We start from the raw sequence: 17,281 nt of genomic DNA, 5'->3' as shown, positions 1-17,281 counted from the left end.
TGCGCTGGGTCAGCGGGAGACCTTGCCGGCCTTGAGGCACCCGGTGCAGACGTTGAGGCGCTTCGGGGTGCCGTTGACCTTGGCCCGGACGCGCTGGATGTTGGGGTCGAAGCGTCGCTTCGTGATCTTGCGCGACCACGGCCGGTTGTTGCCGAAGCCAGGCTTCTTGGCGCAGATGTCGCAGACGGCAGCCACCGTGAACTCCTGTAGATCGATTGCTAGAGATGAGGTTCGAACGACGTTCGAGGGCCCGGTCGAGCGGGCAACCGCACCAGAGTATCCGACGTCTCCGGGCACGGGCGAATCGAGCCGACCGAGCCGCGCGAGCGGCGTCGGTGCGTTGATCTAGCCTAAGCCCCGCACCCCCCGGGCGACGATCCGGTCCGGGCGCCCCGTCCGCTGCCCCGGCAGCCCGACCCGAGGTGAGTCGATGGAAGTCCCCGGCAGCGGCCACGTGCAGCTGGCCGTTGTGCTGCGCTTCGTCGACGTCGCGGTCGACGCCCTGGCGGCCGCACGCGAGGAGGTCGACGCGCTCAACGTCTATCCCGTGCCCGACGGCGACACCGGCACCAACATGCACCTCACCGTCTCCGCGGCGCGCGAGGCGGTGCGGCAGGCGGTGGCCGACCGGTCCGACGCCGACGTGGTGGAGGCCCTCGAGGCGCTGCGGCGCGGCGCGCTGCTGGGAGCCCGCGGCAACTCGGGCGTCATCCTCAGCGAGATGCTGCGCGCGATCGTCGAGCGCCTGCTCGCCGCGACGTCCGAGGAGACCAACGCCCGGGTCGTCGCCGACGCCCTGCGCCGTGCGGCGGCCGCCAGCTACGCCGCCGTGGGGGAGCCCGTGGAGGGCACGATGCTCACCGTGGCCCGTGCCGCCGGTGACGCCGCGGTGCTGCGGGCCGAGGAGCCCCGCGCCCGTGCCCGCGACGTCTTCGCCGCAGCCGCGGCGGCGGCGCGTGCAGCGCTGGCCGCGACGCCCGACCAGCTGCCGCTGCTGCGCGAGGCGGGTGTGGTCGACGCGGGCGGTCGTGGCCTGAGCGTCGTGCTCGACGCCGCCGAGACCGTCCTCACCGGGCGGCGCCCGGTGCCGGTCGCGAGCGGTCTGGGGGCCGCCCGCACGATCCCGGTGCCCCACCTCGGTCCGGGCGGTCACGCGCTGGCCGCCGACGGGCCGGCCTACGAGGTGATGTACCTGCTGGAGACCACGGCCGAGCGGGTGCCGGAGCTGCGGGCGCGCCTCGGCGGGCTGGGCGACTCCCTGGTCGTCGTGGGCGGCGACCCCCTGTGGAACGTGCACGTGCACGTCGACGACGTCGGCGCGGCGATCGAGGCGGGCATCGACGCCGGTCGCCCCCACCGGATCCGGGTCACCCACTTCGCCGAGCAGCGCGCGGGCGCGGCGGCCACCCCCGCGGGCGCCCCCGTCGGTGCGGCCTCGCGCAGCGGCAGGCGGGTCGTCACCGTCTCGGCCGGCGCGGGCCTGACGCGGCTCTTCGAGGAGGCCGGGGCCGTCGTCGTGGCCGGGGGGCCCGGTCGTCGGCCCTCCACCGGCGAGGTGCTCGCCGCGATCGAGGCCAGCGGCGCGGCCGAGGTCGTGCTGCTGCCCAACGACGAGGCGTCGGTGCGGGTGGCCGAGGTGGCGGCCTCCACAGCCGCCCAGGACCTCGGTCTGCGGGTCGCCGTGGTGCCCACGATCGCCCAGGTCGAGGGGCTGGCCGCCCTGGCGGTCCACGAGCCCGGGCGCGGCTTCGACCGCGACGTGCGCGAGATGACCGCGACCGCGCGCCACGTGCGCCAGGGTGCGGTCACGGTGGCGGCGCGCCAGGCCATGACCATGGCCGGGCCCTGCGAGCCCGGCGACGTGCTGGGCGTCGTCGCGGGCGACTTCGTGGTCGTCGGCTCCGACGCGTTCGACGTCGCCACGCAGGTGCTCGACCGGCTGCTGGCCAGCGGCGGCGAGCTGGTCACGGTGGTGGCGGGCTCCGACGACCCCGAGGGCTCGCTGGCCACCCGGGTGGCCGGGTGGCTCGAGGAGCAGCACCCCACCGTCGAGGTCGTCGTCTACGACGGGGGACAGGAGCGCTACCCCCTCCTGGTGTCGGTCGAGTGAGGGCGGGGAGGCTGTCCTCGTGATCCGTCCTGACTCCCCGGTCGAGACGGTGCTCGGCAACGCCGACAAGGCCAAGCGCGACCTCGTCGTCGACAAGCTCGGCCTGCGCACCGTCGGCGACCTCGTGCACCACCTGCCGCGGCGCTACCTGCGCACGGCCGAGCTCACCCTCGTCGAGGACGTCGAGGAGGGCCAGGTGCTCGTCGTCGTGGGCCGGGTCGTCGCCACGAAGGTCATCCCCTACGAGGACCGCCGCACCGGCAAGCCGGCCTTCCGCGTCGAGGTGACGGTCGAGACCGACGGGCCGCCGCTGCGCATGACGTTCTTCTCCAAGCGCAAGGGCGTCGCCCAGTGGCACGCCGAGCGCCTCGAGGTGGGACGACGGGGGATCTTCCAGGGCAAGGCCACGATCTTCAACCGGCAGTGGCAGCTCACCAACCCGCAGATGGTGCTCTTCAGCGAGGAGGAGGGGCGCGACCTCGAGCGGAAGCGCCAGGAGGGTCGCCAGCCCCTCGAGCTCGAGGCGCTGCGTGCCCTCTACCCGCTCTACCCCGCGATCAAGGGCGTGGACTCCTGGGACCTCCAGCGCGCGATCACCTTCGCCCTCTCGGTGCTCGACGACCCGCCCGACGCGCTGCCCGAGCCGTTGCGCGCGGAGCACGGCGTGCTCGACCGCGCCACCGCCCTGCGCTGGATCCACCTGCCCGACGACTGGGGGCAGGTCACGCGCGCCCAGCACCGCCTGCGCTTCGAGGAGGCCCTGGTCACCCAGCTGGTGCTCGGCCGTCGCCGCCGGGCGCTGCAGGCGCAGGGGGCGCAGGTCCGTGCCGGTGGAGGAGGGCTGCTCGCCGCCTTCGACGCCCGCCTCCCCTTCACCCTCACCGAGGGCCAGCGCGCCGTGGGTGCGGAGGTGGAGGCCGACCTGGCCCGTCCCGTGCCGATGCACCGCCTCCTGCAGGGCGAGGTCGGCTCGGGCAAGACCCTGGTCGCGCTGCGGGCGATGCTGCGGGTGGTCGACTCCGGCGGCCAGGCGGCGCTGCTCGCGCCCACCGAGGTGCTGGCCCAGCAGCACCACCGCTCGATCACCGCACTGCTCGGCGACCTCGCCGGCGGCGGCATGCTCGGCGGTGCCGCCGAGGCCACCGGCGTCGAGCTGCTCACCGGCTCGATGACCAAGCGCCAGCGCACCGCCCCGCTCTCGCGGCTGGCCAGCGGCGAGAGCGGCATCGTCATCGGCACCCACGCACTGCTCGAGGACACCGTGCAGCTCGCCGACCTCGGGCTCGTCGTCGTCGACGAGCAGCACCGCTTCGGCGTCGAGCAGCGCGCGGCGCTCACCGACAAGGCCGGCAGCCCGCCCCACGTGCTCGTGATGACCGCGACCCCCATCCCGCGCACCGTGGCGATGACCGTCTTCGGCGACCTGGAGGTCTCGACGCTCGCCGAGCTGCCGGCCGGGCGCGCGGCCATCCAGACCACGGTCGTGCCGGTGGCCGAGGCGCCGCACTGGGTCGACCGGGTCTGGCAGCGCGTGCGCGAGGAGGTCGCCGCCGGCCACCAGGTCTACGTCGTGTGCCCGCGCATCAGCGGCGACGTCGTCGAGCAGGGCGGCCACGACGCCGTCGACCTCGACGAGGACGGTCAGCCCCTGGCCCGCCCGCCGTCGCTCAGCGCGGTCGAGGAGGTGCTGGCCGAGCTGCGGGCCGGGCCGCTCGCCGACGTGCGCGTCGAGCCGCTGCACGGCCGGATGACCCCGGAGGACAAGGACCGCACGATGACGGCCTTCGCGGCCGGCGAGGTCGACGTGCTCGTCGCCACGACGGTGATCGAGGTCGGCGTCGACGTCGCCAACGCCACCACCATGGTGCTGCTCGACGCCGACCGGTTCGGGGTCTCCCAGCTCCACCAGCTGCGCGGGCGCGTCGGGCGCGGCGGCCTGCCCGGGCTGTGCCTGCTGGTCACCCACACTTTGCCCGGACCGGCGCGCGAGCGGCTCGACGCGGTCGCCGCCACCACCGACGGCTTCGAGCTGAGCCAGGTCGACCTGGAGACCCGACGCGAGGGCGACGTGCTGGGCCGCTCGCAGTCGGGTGGCCGCTCCAGCCTCGAGACGCTGCGGGTGCTGCGCGACGAGGAGACGATCGTCGCCGCGCGCGCGGCGGCCGGGAGCCTGCTCGACGACGACCCCGACCTCGACGGGGTGCCGCAGGTGGCCGCGGCCGTGCGAGCGCTCGAGGACTCGGTGCGCGCCGACTGGATGGAGCGCTCGTGACCCGGATCATCGGGGGCAGCGCGGGTGGTCGTCGCCTGGCCACGCCCCGCGGCGCCGCCACCCGCCCCACCAGCGACCGGGTCCGCGAGGCGCTCTTCTCGGTCATGGAGTCGTGGTGCGGCTCGCTGCACGGCCTGCGCTTCCTCGACCTCTACGCCGGCTCCGGCGCGGTCGGGCTCGAGGCGTGGTCGCGCGGCGCCGGCTTCGTCACGCTGGTCGAGTCCGACCGCCGCACGGCGGCCCTGGTGACGGCCAACGCGCGGACGCTGGGATTCCCCCGCGCCGACGTGCGGGCCGCCCCCGTGGCCAGCGTGCTGGCCCGCCCCGCGGTGGCGCCCTACGACCTGGTCTTCGCCGACCCGCCCTACCCGCTGCCCGACGAGGCCGTGGCCGCCGACCTGGCCGCGCTGGTCGAGCACGACTGGCTGGTGCCCGGCGCGCTCGTGCTCGTGGAGCGCTCCTCGCGCAGCCCCGAGCCGACGTGGCCCGACGGCTTCGACGACGTGCGGCGCCGCACGTACGGTGAGACCACCGTGTGGACGGCCCACGCCCCCGAGCCGGACTGACCCCACGACCCGACCCCCGACCCGAGGAGTGGCGCGTGCGCCGAGCCGTCTGTCCCGGATCCTTCGACCCCGTCACCCTGGGCCATCTCGACATCGTGGGGCGTGCCGCGTCGCTCTTCGACGAGGTCGTCGTGGCCGTCGGCGTCAACGCCTCGAAGAACCGGATGTTCACCGCCGAGGAGCGCATGGACATGCTGCGCGAGGCCTGTGCGCCCTGGCCCAACGTGCGCGTCGACGGCTTCAGCGGGCTGCTGACGACCTTCTGCTCCGAGCACGGGGTCCACGCCATCGTCAAGGGGCTGCGCGCGGTGAGCGACTTCGACTACGAGCTGCAGATGGCCCAGATGAACGCCTCCCTCAGCGACGTCGAGACCGTCTTCGTGCCGACCAGCCCCGAGTTCTCCTTCCTGGCCTCGAGCCTGGTGAAGGAGGTCGCGACCTTCGGCGGCGACGTCTCCACGCTGGTGCCGGCCTTCGTCGACGAGCGGCTGCGGGCCCGGATCGCGGAGAACGCCGCGGCCCGGTGACCTGCGCTGCGACCTGCGCTGTGACCTGCGCTGTGACCTGCGCTGTGACCTGCGCTGTGACCTGCGCTGTGACCTGCGCTGTGACCTGCGCGGGAGGGCCGGAGCTGCGTTTTGGTCCGCCACCCCCGCGGCGGTTACGATTCCCGACGATCTGTTGTGCCTGGAACCGGAAGTGACACCCTGAAGAGCCTGGACCCGAGAGCGCCGCTCGTGCTCGACACCCGCGAGCTCGGCCGCCGCCCGGGGTCCCAGCGTCAGGTGTCCCGTCAGGTCCCAGCCCCAGCAGATCTCGGCATCGAAGTCCTCCATGTCCCCGAAGGTGCGCCGGTCGACCTCGACCTGCGCCTCGAGTCGGTCATGGAGGGGGTCCTGGTGACGGGCGAGGCGCGAGCCACGCTCGAGGGCGAGTGCGCACGGTGCCTGGAGCCGATCTCCGACGAGATCGAGGTGACGTTCCAGGAGCTGTACGTCTACGAGCAGCACCAGACCCCGCACGACGAGGACGACGAGGTCAGTCGGCTCGAGGACGACCTGGTCGACCTGGAGCCCCAGCTGAGGGACGCGGTGGTGCTCGCACTGCCGTTCCAGCCGCTGTGCCGCGACGACTGTCCGGGGCTGTGCACCGAGTGCGGTGCCCGGCTCGCCGACGATCCGGACCACTCGCACGAGGAACCGATCGACCCCCGCTGGGCCGGCCTGGCCGCGCTCCAACAGGACGAGGCGCCCCGGGGCGACTGACCCGGCGCTGAGGCAGTACGGTGCACCGATCGTGCACCGATCCCGCACCACCCACCGAACGACCGGAGCGCCCATCCCGGGTGCTCCACAGCGAGCCGGACCTGCCGGCCCTGGTAGAGGAGAGAACTGTGGCTGTCCCGAAGCGGAAGATGTCGCGCAGCAACACGCGTCACCGTCGCTCGGCCTGGAAGGCCGTCGCCCCCACCCTGGTGACCTGCGCCAACCCGGCCTGCGGTGCCAAGCACCTGCCCCACCGCGCCTGCGCCACCTGCGGCCAGTACGGCGCGCGCGCCGAGCGTCGTCAGGTCCTCTGATCTGAACGACTACGCCGAGCTCCGAGCAGCGCTCGGGGACCCTGAGCTGGCCCCCGAGCTGCTCGAGCGTGCCCTGACCCACCGGTCCTACGCGTACGAGAACGGCGGCCTGCCGACCAACGAGCGCCTGGAGTTCCTGGGCGACTCGGTGCTCGGCGTGGTCGTGACCGAGCAGCTCTACGTCACCCACCCCGACCTCTCGGAGGGCCGTCTGGCCAAGCTCCGGGCCGCGGTGGTCAACGCGCGCGCCCTGGCCGAGGTCGGGCGCGCGATCGGGCTGGGCGAGCACGTCAAGCTCGGTCGGGGCGAGGAGTCGACCGGCGGTCGCGACAAGGCCTCGATCCTCTCCGACACCGTCGAGGCGGTCATCGGCGCGGTGCACATGTCGCCCGGGGGCTTCGAGACCTCGGCGCGCGTCGTGCACCGTCTCTTCGACCCGCTGATCGAGGCGGCGTCGGCGATGGGTGCCGGGCTGGACTGGAAGACCTCGCTGCAGGAGCTCGCCGCCGAGCACACCCTCGGCGTGCCGGAGTACGTCATCGAGGACGACGGCCCCGACCACATGAAGACCTTCACCGCCCAGGTGCGCGTCGCCGACCGGCTCTACGGCAACGGCAACGGCCGGTCGAAGAAGGAGGCCGAGCAGGCGGCCGCCGAGACGGCGTACGGCGAGATCGCCAGTGCCCTCGGCGTCGTCGACCCCACGACCGTCGCCGTCACCGAGGCCGTCGGCGAGGTCGTCGCGCCCACCGACGCCGACGCCGACGCCTGACCCGTGCCGGAGCTGCCCGAGGTCGAGGTCGTCCGCGCGGGCCTCGAGCGCCACGTCGTGGGCGCCACCGTCACCGACGTCGAGGTGCTCCACCCGCGCCCGGTGCGCCGGCACGCGGCCGGCCCTGCGGGCTTCGCCGCCGACCTGACCGGCCGCCGCATCGTCGGCGCCCGCCGGCGCGGCAAGTACCTGTGGCTCCCGCTCGACGACGCCGACACCGGGGACGCCCTGGTGGCGCACCTCGGCATGAGCGGCCAGATGCTGGTGCAGCCGCCGCAGGCCCCGGCCGAGCGGCACCTGCGCGTGCGGCTGCGGCTCGCGGGGGCCGACGAGGGCCGTGAGCTGCGCTTCGTCGACCAGCGCATGTTCGGCGGGTTGTCGATCTCGGTCGGCGGCGCCGTCCTCCCGCCCGAGATCTCCCACATCGCGCGCGACCCGCTCGACCCGGCCTTCGACGACGACGCCTTCGTCGCCGCGGTGCGCCGCCGCCGCTCGGCGGTCAAGCGGCTGCTGCTCGACCAGGGGCTGGTCTCCGGGGTGGGCAACATCTACGCCGACGAGTCGCTGTGGCGGGCGCGGATCCACGGCGAGCGGCCGGGGGAGCGGCTCACGCGCGGCCAGGTCGTCGAGCTGCTCGCGCACGCCCGCGAGGTCATGGGCGACGCCCTCGCGCAGGGCGGCACGTCGTTCGACGCCCTCTACGTCAACGTCAACGGCGAGTCCGGCTACTTCGACCGCTCGCTGCACGCCTACGGACGCGAGGGCGAGCCGTGCGAGCGGTGCGGCACACCGATCCGACGGGTGGCGTTCACCAACCGCTCCTCGTTCTTCTGCCCCGTCTGCCAGCCGGCGCCGCGGCGTCGGCGGGCGCCGGGGCCGCTCGCCGGGTCGGCGCTGCCCGCCCCCGACTGAGCTCGACCCCGACCCGACGGGGCCCGACCGGGCCCGACCAGACCCGGCCAGGGCCCCGCCTGTGCGCTCGGATTGACCCTGCGGGGCGCCGGTGGGACTCTTGTAGACGGCCCTCTCAGGGTCGCACCGCACGCCCCCAGACCCACCTCCGGAAGGTAAGCCATGGCCAAGGCGCTGATCGGCTACATGAGCAGCGACCTGCGCGACCCGCGCCTCGCCTCCGACAACGCGCGACTGCGCGCGCGGGTGGCCGAGCTGGAGTCGCTCGTCGTCCGTCTCAGCGAGGAGAACGACCGCCTGGTCGCCTCGCGCGCCGCCGAGATCCTCGACGCCGCGCACGCCCAGGAGATGCAGCCGGCCTGACCCGCCGGACCGGTCGGCGCACGCCGGCCGGAAACCCGCGTGCCGACCGCGGGGCGGAGCGCTAGCGTCCTGACCCCGTGAGCAGCCTGGTCGAGATCGTCGTGCCCCGTCGGCTGGGCCCGGGCTACCGGTGGCTCCTGGCCTCGTCGTGGACCAGCAACCTGGGCGACGGGATCGTGCTGGCCGCCGGCCCGCTCCTGGTCGCCTCGCAGACCGACCAGGAGTTCCTGGTCGCGCTGGCGGCGCTGGTGCAATGGCTGCCGCCGCTGCTGCTCGGGCTCTACGCCGGGGCGCTGACCGACCGCGTCGACCGCCGGCGGCTGGTGATCGCCGTCGACCTCGTGCGCTGCGCAGTCCTGGTCCTGCTGGCCACCGCGGTCCTCACCGGCGCCGTCTCGATCGGTGTCGTCCTCGTCGCGCTCTTCCTGCTCGGCACGGCGGAGATGTTCGCCGACAACGCCTCGAGCACGATCCTGCCGATGCTGGTCGACCGTGACGACCTCGCGGTCGGCAACGCCCGGCTGCAGACCGGCTTCATCACCGTCAACCAGCTCGCGGGCCCGCCGCTGGGCGCGGCGCTCTTCGCGGCGGGCGCGGCGTGGCCGTTCGCCGCGCAGGCGGTGCTCGTGGCCCTCGGGGCCCTGCTGCTCTCGCGCCTCGTGCTGCCGCACCGGCCGGCGCCGACCGACGGGCCGCGCGCCGACCGGCGGCTGCGGGCGGAGGTGGGCGAGGGCTTCCGGTGGGTGCGCCACCACGCGGCCGTGCGGACCCTCGTGCTGACCATCTTCGCCTTCAACGTCACCTTCGGCGCCGCCTGGTCGGTGCTGGTGCTCTACGCCACCGAGCGGCTGGGTCTGGGGGCGGTCGGCTTCGGCCTGGTCACCACGGTCGGTGCCGTCGGCGGGCTGCTCGGCACGCTGTCCTACGGCTGGATCACGCGCCGGGTCAGCCTGGGCGACCTCATGCGCATCGGGCTGGTGGTCGAGACCCTCACCCACCTGGGGCTCGCCCTGACCACCGACCCGCGGGTGGCCCTGCCGATCTTCTTCGTCTTCGGCGCCCACGCCTTCATCTGGGGCACCACCTCCATCACCGTGCGCCAGCGGGCCGTGCCCGCCCGCCTCCAGGGCCGCGTGGGCAGCGTCAACCTGGTCGGGGTCTACGGCGGCCTGGTCATCGGGTCGGCCCTCGGCGGGGCGCTGGCCCAGGGGCTCGGGGTCACCGCCCCCTTCTGGTTCGCCTTCGTCGGCTCGGCGGTGCTCGTGGTCGTGCTGTGGCGCCAGCTCAGCCACATCGCCCACGCCGACGCGCGCACCGCGCCGCTCGACGACGTCTGACCCGTCGGCCGGCGCCGGCGCCGGTAGGGTGACGGGCGCCGGGCTTCCCCCACGTGGCCGTCGAGACGGCCCCGTGCCCGTCCGGACGCGACGACCGAGGAGCCCGTGGTGTACCTCAAGAGCCTGACCTTGAAGGGCTTCAAGTCCTTCGCGTCCGCCACCACGCTCCAGCTCGAGCCGGGCATCACCTGCATCGTCGGGCCCAACGGCTCGGGCAAGTCCAACGTCGTGGACGCCCTCGCCTGGGTGATGGGCGAGGCCAGCGCGAAGTCGCTGCGCGGCGGCAAGATGGACGACGTCATCTTCGCCGGCACCTCGGGCCGCCCACCGCTGGGGCGTGCCGAAGTGCTCCTCACCATCGACAACTCCGACGGCGCGCTCCCGATCGAGTACGCCGAGGTGACGATCAGCCGCACCATGTTCCGCAGCGGCGGCTCGGAGTACGCCATCAACGGCAGCACCTGCCGCCTGCTCGACGTGCAGGAGCTGCTCAGCGACTCCGGCATCGGCCGCGAGATGCACGTCATCGTCGGGCAGGGCCAGCTCGACACCATCCTGCACGCGACGCCGGAGGACCGGCGCGGCTTCATCGAGGAGGCCGCCGGGGTGCTCAAGCACCGCAAGCGCAAGGAGAAGGCGCTGCGCAAGCTCGACTCCACCGACGGCAACCTCACGCGGCTGACCGACCTGCTCAGCGAGATCCGTCGCCAGCTCAAGCCGCTGGGCCGCCAGGCCGAGGTGGCCCGCCGTGCGGCCACCGTGCAGGCCGACGTGCGCGACGCCCGGGCACGGCTGCTGGCCGACGACCTGGTGGGCGCCCGCACGTCGCTGGAGCAGGAGCTGGCCGACGAGTCGGTGCTCCAGGAGCGCCGGACCCGGCTCGAGGCGGCCCTGGCCGAGACCCGCGAGGCCGAGGCGGCCCTCGAGGCGGCGCTGCGCGAGGACCTCCCGGCGCTGTCGGCGGCCCAGGAGACCTGGTTCGCCCTCTCGGGCCTGCGCGAGCGGCTGCGGGGCACCCAGTCGCTGGCCGCCGAGCGCGTGCGCAACGCCGCCGGTGCGGCGCCCGAGCAGCCCTCGGGCCGCGACCCCGAGGAGCTCGAGGAGCAGGCCGAGCGGGCCCGCGCGCGCGAGCAGGAGAGCGCCGCCGAGGTCGAGGAGCGGCGCGCCGCGATGGACCGGGCCGTCGCCGAGCGCACGGCGGCCGAGGAGGCCGCCGCCGCGGAGGACCGGCGCGTGGCGGGTCTGCAACGGGCCGCGGCCGACCGCCGCGAGGGCCTCGCGCGGCTGCACGGCCAGGTCAACGCGCTGCGCTCGCGCGCCGCGGCGGCCGCCGACGAGGTGGGCCGCCTCGGTGCCGCCCGCGAGGCCGCGGTGGCCCGCGCCGAGCGGGCCCAGCGCGACTTCACCGCCCTGGAGACCCGCGTCGCCGGCCTCGACGCGGGCGAGGAGGGCCTCGACGCCGAGCACGAGGCCGCCGTGGCCGCCCTCGACGACCTCGAGGAGCAGCTGGCCGCCACCCGCGAGGAGGCCACCCGGGCCGACCGTGAGCGCTCGGCGCTGAGCGCGCGCAAGGAGGCCCTCGAGATGGGGCTGCAGCGCAAGGACGGCGCGGGCGCCCTGCTCGCCGCCTCCGACGGCGTCTCCGGCCTGCTGGGCTCGGTCGCGGCGCTGGTGTCGGTGCGCCCGGGCCACGAGACGGCCGTCGCCGCGGCGCTCGGCGCCGCCGCCGACGCCGTCGCGGTCACCGGCCCCGACGCCGCGCTCGCGGCCATCGGCCACCTCAAGGACCGCGAGCTCGGCCGGGCCGGGCTGCTGCTGGCGGCCGACCCGGCGGAGGCCGGCGGGGCGGCGGCCGACCGTGACTGGCCGGCCCTGCCGGCGACCGCGTCGTACGCCGTGGACTCGGTGGAGTGCCCCGCCGGGCTGCGGGCCGCCCTGACCCGCCTGCTGCGCAAGGTCGCGGTGGTGGACGACCTCGACGCCGCCCGCGCCCTGGTCGCCGAGGCCCCCGACCTCGTCGCGGTCACCCGTGACGGCGACGTGCTCGGCGCCCACCTCGCGGCCGGCGGCTCGGGCGACCAGCCGAGCCTGATCGAGGTCCAGGCCGCCGTCGACGACGCGACGACCCAGCTGGCCGAGGCGGTCGCCACGGGGGAGCGGCTCGGCTTCGCGCTCTCCCGCCTGGAGCGGGAGCGCCTCGAGGCCCAGCAGCGCGTCGACGCCGCGCTGGCGAGCCTGCACGAGTCCGACGCGACGCTGGCCGCCGTCGCGGAGGAGCTGGGCCAGCACGGCTCGCAGGCGCGCGCTGCGCGGGGGGAGGCCGAGCGCCTGGAGCAGGCCATCGCGCAGGCCGAGGCCGCGCGCGACCGCGACGTCGCGGGCCTGGCCGACCTCGAGGCCCGCCTGGCCGGGGCGGAGGAGAGCCCCGAGGAGGAGCCCGACACCGCCGAGCGCGAGCGCCTCGCCGCAGCGGCCCGCGAGGCGCGGCAGGGCGAGATGGAGACCCGGCTGGCGCTGCGCACCGCCGAGGAGCGGGCGCGCGCGCTGCACGGGCGGGCCGACTCGCTGCTGCGCGCCGCGGCGCAGGAGCGCCAGGCCCGTGCCCGCGCCGCCGAGCGGCGCCGCCGGCTCGAGCGCGAGGCCCGCGCCGCCCGCGCCGTGGGCGCCGGTGTGGCCGCGGTGCTGGCCCGGCTCGAGGTGTCGGTGGGGCTGGCCGCCGAGGCCCGCACCGCGATCGAGGAGCAGCGGCGGGGCCGGGAGGGCGAGCTGCTCGCCGCCCGGGCGCGGCTGCGCGACCTGGGTCGCGAGCACGACGAGCTGGTCAGCACCGTGCACCGCGACGAGCTGGCCCGCTCCCAGCAGCGGATGCGCATCGAGCAGCTCGAGCAGCGCGCCCTCGACGAGCTCGGCGTCGAGCCCGACGTGCTCGTCGCCGACTACGGCCCCGACCAGCCGGTGCCGGTCGCGCCCGCCCCGGACGCCGCCGAGGACGACCCCGCCCCCGAGCCGGTGGCCTACGTGCGCGAGGAGCAGCAGAAGCGGCTGCGCAGCGCCGAGCGCGCGCTGGCCCAGCTGGGCCGGGTCAACCCGCTGGCCCTGGAGGAGTTCACCGCGATGGAGGAGCGCCACCAGTTCCTCTCCGAGCAGCTCGACGACCTGCGGCGCACGCGCAAGGACCTCCTCGACATCGTCAAGGACGTCGACGTGCGCGTGGAGCAGGTCTTCACCGAGGCCTACGCCGACGTCGAGCGGGCCTTCGACGCCACCTTCGCCCGGCTCTTCCCCGGTGGCGAGGGCCGCCTCGTGCTCACCGACCCCTCCGACATGCTCACCACCGGCATCGAGGTCGAGGCGCGCCCGCCGGGCAAGAAGGTCAAGCGGCTCTCGCTGCTCTCCGGCGGCGAGCGCTCGCTGGTGGCGGTGGCCTTCCTGGTCGCCCTCTTCAAGGCCCGGCCCTCGCCGTTCTACATCCTCGACGAGGTCGAGGCCGCGCTCGACGACACCAACCTGGGCCGGCTGCTGCAGATCTACGAGGAGCTGCGCGAGAGCTCGCAGCTGCTCGTCATCACCCACCAGAAGCGGACGATGGAGGTCGGCGACGCCCTCTACGGCGTGACGATGCGGGGCGACGGGGTCTCCACGGTCATCAGCCAGCGGCTGCGCGAGGCGGAGACGGCCTGACCCCGACGGGGGACCGGCCGGTCCGACCCGGACGTGCGCCGCAGGCCCCGGTGCGGCGCGGTCGGCCGGCTGCGACCCGTCGTAGGTCGCCGGGCCGGGCGTTGGCAGGATGGCCGCCGTGAGCGACCGCACCCGACCCACCCGAGCCGACTACGTCGCCTGGCGCACCATCACCACGCGCTGGCGAGACGACGACGCCTACGGACACCTCAACAACGCGACCTACTACGAGATGTTCGACACCGCGGTCAACGCGCACCTCTACGAGCACACGGGCGTCGACGTGCGCCGCCTGCCCGCCATCGGCGTCGTGGCCGAGACCTCGTGCCGCTACTTCCGCGAGATCGGCTTCCCGGCCCCGGTGGAGTCCGGCCTGGTCGTCGACAAGGTCGGCACCTCCTCGATCGTCTACCGCATCGGTCTCTTCCAGGGCGACGCGGAGGAGGCGGCGGCCGAGGGCCGCTTCGTCCACGTCTACGTCGACGACACCGACCCGGCCCGGCCGGTGACCCCGATGCCCGACGTGATCCGTGTCGCAGTCGAGCCACTCCTGCGCGGGGGTGAGGCGGGCTGACCCCGCCTGTGCGACCGTGACGGTGCGGCCCCGGCCGGGGCGCCGCGCCTCACACGTCTCGGAAGGTCCGCGTGCTCGTCATCGCCGTCGCCATGCTCGTCATCCTCGTCCTCGCGGGCCTGGTCATCTTCTACGTCGCCTTCCCGCACCGCGGGCAGACGCCGCCGCAGGGCGAGTGGCTCGGCGGCGTGATGTCGCGCGCCGCCGACGCCGTCCCGACCCTCGAGCACGACGCCCGCGCCCGGGTGGGTGCGCAGCAGCAGGACCGCTCCGCCTGAGGATCCGCCCGCGGTGGCGAGCCGGTGCGTGGGCCGCCCGGCGGCACGTGCCGTGGGGCGAGCCCCTGGGTCACGCTCCTGCCCGACAGGGACGGCAGGCCGCTCTGGTTGGATGAGGCCATGGAAGCCATCGCCATCCTGATCCTCGTCATCGCGCTGGTCGGCGTGGCCCTCGTGGCCACCGTGACCGGCCTGGTGGTGACCCGCCGCCGCAAGCCGGCGCCCCTGCCCGACACCCACACCGACGTCCTCGGCACGCCCGTCGAGGACGGCGCCGAGCCGGTCGAGCTCAGCTCGCCGCCGGCCACCCTCGAGCCCGAGGCGCCCGAGGCGCCGGTCGAGCCCGACACCGCCCCCGCACCGACCCTGGAGCGGCCGGAGAGCACGGCCTCGCGCCTGCAGCGGCTGCGTCAGCGGCTGGCCGGCTCCCAGGGAGCCCTGGGCCGCGGCCTGCTCGCGCTCCTCTCGCGCGACCGGCTCGACGAGGACACCTGGGAGTCGATCGAGGACACCCTGCTGACCGCCGACATCGGCGTCGGCCCCACCCAGGAGCTGGTCGACCGGCTGCGCACCCGCATGCGCGTCGACGGCGCCGACGCCTCCCAGGCCCGCGAGGTGCTGCGCGAGGAGCTGCTGGCCCTGGTCGACCCGAGCATGGACCGCCGGCTCCAGGTCAGCGGTGAGGACGGCCGGCCCGGCGTGGTGCTGGTGGTCGGGGTCAACGGTGCCGGCAAGACCACCACGGTGGGCAAGATCGCCCGCATCCTCGTGGCCGAGGACCGCTCGGTGGTGCTCGGTGCCGCCGACACCTTCCGCGCGGCCGCCGTCGAGCAGCTGGCCACCTGGGGCGAGCGCGTCGGCGTCGACGTCGTGCGCGGCCCGGAGGGCACCGACCCCGCCAGCGTCGCCTTCGAGGCGGTCAAGCAGGGCGCGAGCGAGGGCGCCGACACCGTCATCGTCGACACCGCGGGCCGGCTGCAGAACAAGGCCGGCCTCATGGACGAGCTGGGCAAGGTCAAGCGGGTCATCGAGAAGCAGGCCCCCGTCACCGAGGTGCTGCTGGTGCTCGACGCCACCACGGGGCAGAACGGCATGATCCAGGCCCGCGTCTTCAGCGAGGTCGTCGACGTCACCGGCATCGTGCTCACCAAGCTCGACGGCTCCGCCAAGGGCGGCATCGTCGTGGCCGTGCAGCGCGAGCTCGGCGTGCCGGTCAAGCTCGTGGGCCTGGGCGAGGGCCCCGACGACCTGGCGCCCTTCGACTCCGGCGCCTTCGTCGACGCGCTGCTGGGCTGAGCGCCCCGGCGTACGCCGACCGTGCCGCACGGGCGCGGCCACGCACCTCGGTGCGGGGCCGCGCCCGTCGTCGCGTCATCGTGAAGTTACACAGCCACCGGGTCGTTTACGTGGCTGAAACACACCTCACGGGGAGAGGAAACCTGGCCCCACCAAGGTCTCCTGCAACAGCCGCTGGGCCGCCGACACCGGAGTCGCCGACGCCCCAGCGTCACCGCGCAATTCCCCTGGAGGTCCTGTGGACGGCTATTACGCCTTCATGCTCATCGCGACAGCGCTCGTGCTGATGATGACGGTGCCCGCGCTCGCCCTGTTCTACGGCGGCATGTCCCGCTCGAAGTCCGTGCTGAACATGATGATGATGTCCTACATCGCCGCCGCGATCGTGGGCATCCTCTACGTCGCGGTCGGCTGGTCGATGGGCTTCGGCGGCGAGGGCACCTTCTTCGCCAACCCCTTCGAGCTGTTCTGGCTCGACGGGGTCACGACCGACGCCTACATCGGCGTGATGTTCCAGATGACCTTCGCGATCATCACCTGCGCCCTCATCAGCGGCGCGGTCGAGGGCCGCATGAAGTTCGCCGCCTGGGTGACCTTCGTGCCGATCTGGGCCCTGGTCGTCTACTTCCCGCTGGCCCACATGGTCTTCAGCTGCACCGACGACTCCCTCATCTGCGGCCGCATCGGCGCCCAGGACTACGCCGGCGGCACGGCCGTCCACATCAACGCCGGTGTCGCTGCCCTCGTGCTCGTGCTGCTGCTCGGCAAGCGCGTGGGCTGGCCCCGCGACAAGATGCGCCCGCACAACCTGACGCTGACGATGCTCGGCGCCGGCCTGCTCTGGTTCGGCTGGTACGGCTTCAACGTCGGCTCGATCGTCTTCGGCGGTGAGAGCGAGGAGGCCGACATGGCCCAGTTCTTCTCCGAGACCGGCCGCACCTTCGCCAACACCACCCTCGCCACCATGGCCGCCATCCTCGGCTGGCTGGTCGTGGAGCGGGTCCTGCACAAGAAGGCCACCTCGCTGGGCGCGGCCTCCGGCATCGTCGCGGGCCTGGTCGCCATCACCCCCGCCGCCGGCGCGGTCGACATCGAGGGTGCGGTCGCCATCGGTGCCATCGCCGGCGCGGTCTGCGCCTGGGCCGTCGGCCTGAAGTTCAAGGCGGGCTTCGACGACTCCCTCGACGTCGTGGGCGTCCACCTCGTCGGCGGCATCGTCGGCACGGTGCTGATCGGCATCTTCTCCACCAGCGACGGCGCCGGCGGCGTCGACGGCCTGCTCTACGGCGGCGGCGTCGACTCCCTGGTCGACCAGGTGCTCGGCGTGCTGGTCGCGGTCGTCTACTCCGGCGTGCTGACCGCGGTCATCGCGCTGGCCATCAAGTACACCATCGGGCTGCGCCTGGCCGAGGAGGACGAGGTCGGCGGCATCGACCTGGCCGCCCACGGCGAGTCGGCGTACGACCTGCACACCGGCGTCGGCGGCTCGGGCAACGCCACCAGCGTGCTCGCGCCGAAGACCCAGAAGGAAGGTGTCTGAG

16 protein-coding genes are annotated in these 17,281 nt (G+C 74.5%); 15 read left to right on the top strand and 1 reads right to left on the bottom strand.

All coding sequences use genetic code 11. The features are described 5' to 3' along the window. Positions 1-9: 9 nt before the first annotated feature. Positions 10-195, bottom strand: coding sequence for a 50S ribosomal protein L28 (rpmB, locus tag M3673_RS03140; protein WP_056862348.1), 186 nt, complete (start codon positions 193-195; stop codon positions 10-12). Positions 196-430: 235 nt separating this feature from the next. Here rpmB and M3673_RS03135 point away from each other — a divergent pair, with 235 nt between their 5' ends. The 15 genes from M3673_RS03135 (at position 431) to M3673_RS03065 (ending at position 17,280) form a co-directional block, all read left to right on the top strand. Beyond that, positions 431-2,110 carry a DAK2 domain-containing protein gene (locus tag M3673_RS03135; protein WP_251531424.1) on the top strand — a complete coding sequence of 560 codons (1,680 nt, stop codon included), beginning with the start codon at positions 431-433 and terminating at the stop codon, positions 2,108-2,110. Between the two features lie 19 nt (positions 2,111-2,129). Continuing rightward, on the top strand, positions 2,130-4,382 hold the full coding sequence (locus M3673_RS03130) for an ATP-dependent DNA helicase RecG (protein ID WP_251531421.1): 2,253 nt from the start codon (positions 2,130-2,132) through the stop codon (positions 4,380-4,382). Further along, positions 4,379-4,948: a 16S rRNA (guanine(966)-N(2))-methyltransferase RsmD gene (rsmD, locus tag M3673_RS03125; RefSeq protein ID WP_056862351.1), complete on the top strand. Its 570-nt coding sequence runs from the start codon at positions 4,379-4,381 to the stop codon at positions 4,946-4,948. The genes M3673_RS03130 and rsmD overlap by 4 nt, the downstream gene beginning before the upstream one ends. 35 nt (positions 4,949-4,983) lie before the next feature. Further along, positions 4,984-5,475, top strand: a complete 492-nt coding sequence (gene coaD, locus M3673_RS03120; protein ID WP_056862352.1) for a pantetheine-phosphate adenylyltransferase — start codon at positions 4,984-4,986, stop codon at positions 5,473-5,475. 180 nt (positions 5,476-5,655) lie between these two features. Then, complete coding sequence (locus M3673_RS03115) at positions 5,656-6,213, top strand: DUF177 domain-containing protein (RefSeq protein WP_056862897.1); 558 nt, start codon at positions 5,656-5,658, stop codon at positions 6,211-6,213. Positions 6,214-6,341: 128 nt separating this feature from the next. Beyond that, entirely contained in the window at positions 6,342-6,527 is a 186-nt protein-coding gene (gene rpmF, locus M3673_RS03110) for a 50S ribosomal protein L32 (RefSeq protein WP_056862353.1), read from the top strand. A gap of 1 nt (position 6,528) precedes the next feature. Beyond that, complete coding sequence (gene rnc / locus M3673_RS03105; RefSeq protein ID WP_056862898.1) at positions 6,529-7,299, top strand: ribonuclease III; 771 nt, start codon at positions 6,529-6,531, stop codon at positions 7,297-7,299. A gap of 3 nt (positions 7,300-7,302) precedes the next feature. After that, positions 7,303-8,211 (top strand): bifunctional DNA-formamidopyrimidine glycosylase/DNA-(apurinic or apyrimidinic site) lyase, encoded by a 909-nt coding sequence (mutM, locus tag M3673_RS03100; RefSeq protein WP_251531416.1) that lies wholly within the window; start codon positions 7,303-7,305, stop codon positions 8,209-8,211. A gap of 162 nt (positions 8,212-8,373) precedes the next feature. After that, positions 8,374-8,574, top strand: coding sequence for a hypothetical protein (locus M3673_RS03095; protein ID WP_193665027.1), 201 nt, complete (start codon positions 8,374-8,376; stop codon positions 8,572-8,574). A gap of 77 nt (positions 8,575-8,651) precedes the next feature. Beyond that, positions 8,652-9,911: an MFS transporter gene (locus tag M3673_RS03090; RefSeq protein ID WP_251531414.1), complete on the top strand. Its 1,260-nt coding sequence runs from the start codon at positions 8,652-8,654 to the stop codon at positions 9,909-9,911. A 108-nt stretch (positions 9,912-10,019) separates the two neighbouring features. Next, a complete protein-coding gene (gene smc / locus M3673_RS03085) occupies positions 10,020-13,592 on the top strand; it encodes a chromosome segregation protein SMC (RefSeq protein WP_251531412.1) in 3,573 nt (1,190 codons plus the stop codon). Positions 13,593-13,710: 118 nt separating this feature from the next. Beyond that, on the top strand, positions 13,711-14,166 hold the full coding sequence (locus M3673_RS03080) for a thioesterase family protein (protein ID WP_228941880.1): 456 nt from the start codon (positions 13,711-13,713) through the stop codon (positions 14,164-14,166). A gap of 71 nt (positions 14,167-14,237) precedes the next feature. Further along, positions 14,238-14,444 (top strand): hypothetical protein, encoded by a 207-nt coding sequence (locus M3673_RS03075; protein WP_193665021.1) that lies wholly within the window; start codon positions 14,238-14,240, stop codon positions 14,442-14,444. A gap of 120 nt (positions 14,445-14,564) precedes the next feature. Continuing rightward, the gene (ftsY, locus tag M3673_RS03070; RefSeq protein ID WP_251531409.1) at positions 14,565-15,740 is read left to right on the top strand and encodes a signal recognition particle-docking protein FtsY; all 1,176 of its coding nucleotides are present in this window, start codon (positions 14,565-14,567) and stop codon (positions 15,738-15,740) included. A 259-nt stretch (positions 15,741-15,999) separates the two neighbouring features. Next, on the top strand, positions 16,000-17,280 hold the full coding sequence (locus M3673_RS03065; protein ID WP_193665017.1) for an ammonium transporter: 1,281 nt from the start codon (positions 16,000-16,002) through the stop codon (positions 17,278-17,280). Position 17,281 lies beyond the last annotated feature (1 nt).

The organism is Nocardioides sp. P86, assembly GCF_023712465.1.
Taxonomy (GTDB): domain Bacteria; phylum Actinomycetota; class Actinomycetes; order Propionibacteriales; family Nocardioidaceae; genus Nocardioides; species Nocardioides kribbensis.
The sequence above is the reverse complement of the archived record's forward strand: the minus strand, read 5'-3'. Positions and strand labels throughout refer to the sequence as shown.

What these genes read in the sequence shown, in the direction of transcription:
- M3673_RS03135 (WP_251531424.1), top strand. Translation starts at nt 431, where the DNA reads ATGGAAGTCCCCGGCAGCGGCCACGTGCAGCTGGCCGTTGTGCTGCGC.
- M3673_RS03065 (WP_193665017.1), top strand. Translation starts at nt 16,000, where the DNA reads ATGCTCATCGCGACAGCGCTCGTGCTGATGATGACGGTGCCCGCGCTC.
- ftsY (WP_251531409.1), top strand. Translation starts at nt 14,565, where the DNA reads ATGGAAGCCATCGCCATCCTGATCCTCGTCATCGCGCTGGTCGGCGTG.
- M3673_RS03095 (WP_193665027.1), top strand. Translation starts at nt 8,374, where the DNA reads ATGGCCAAGGCGCTGATCGGCTACATGAGCAGCGACCTGCGCGACCCG.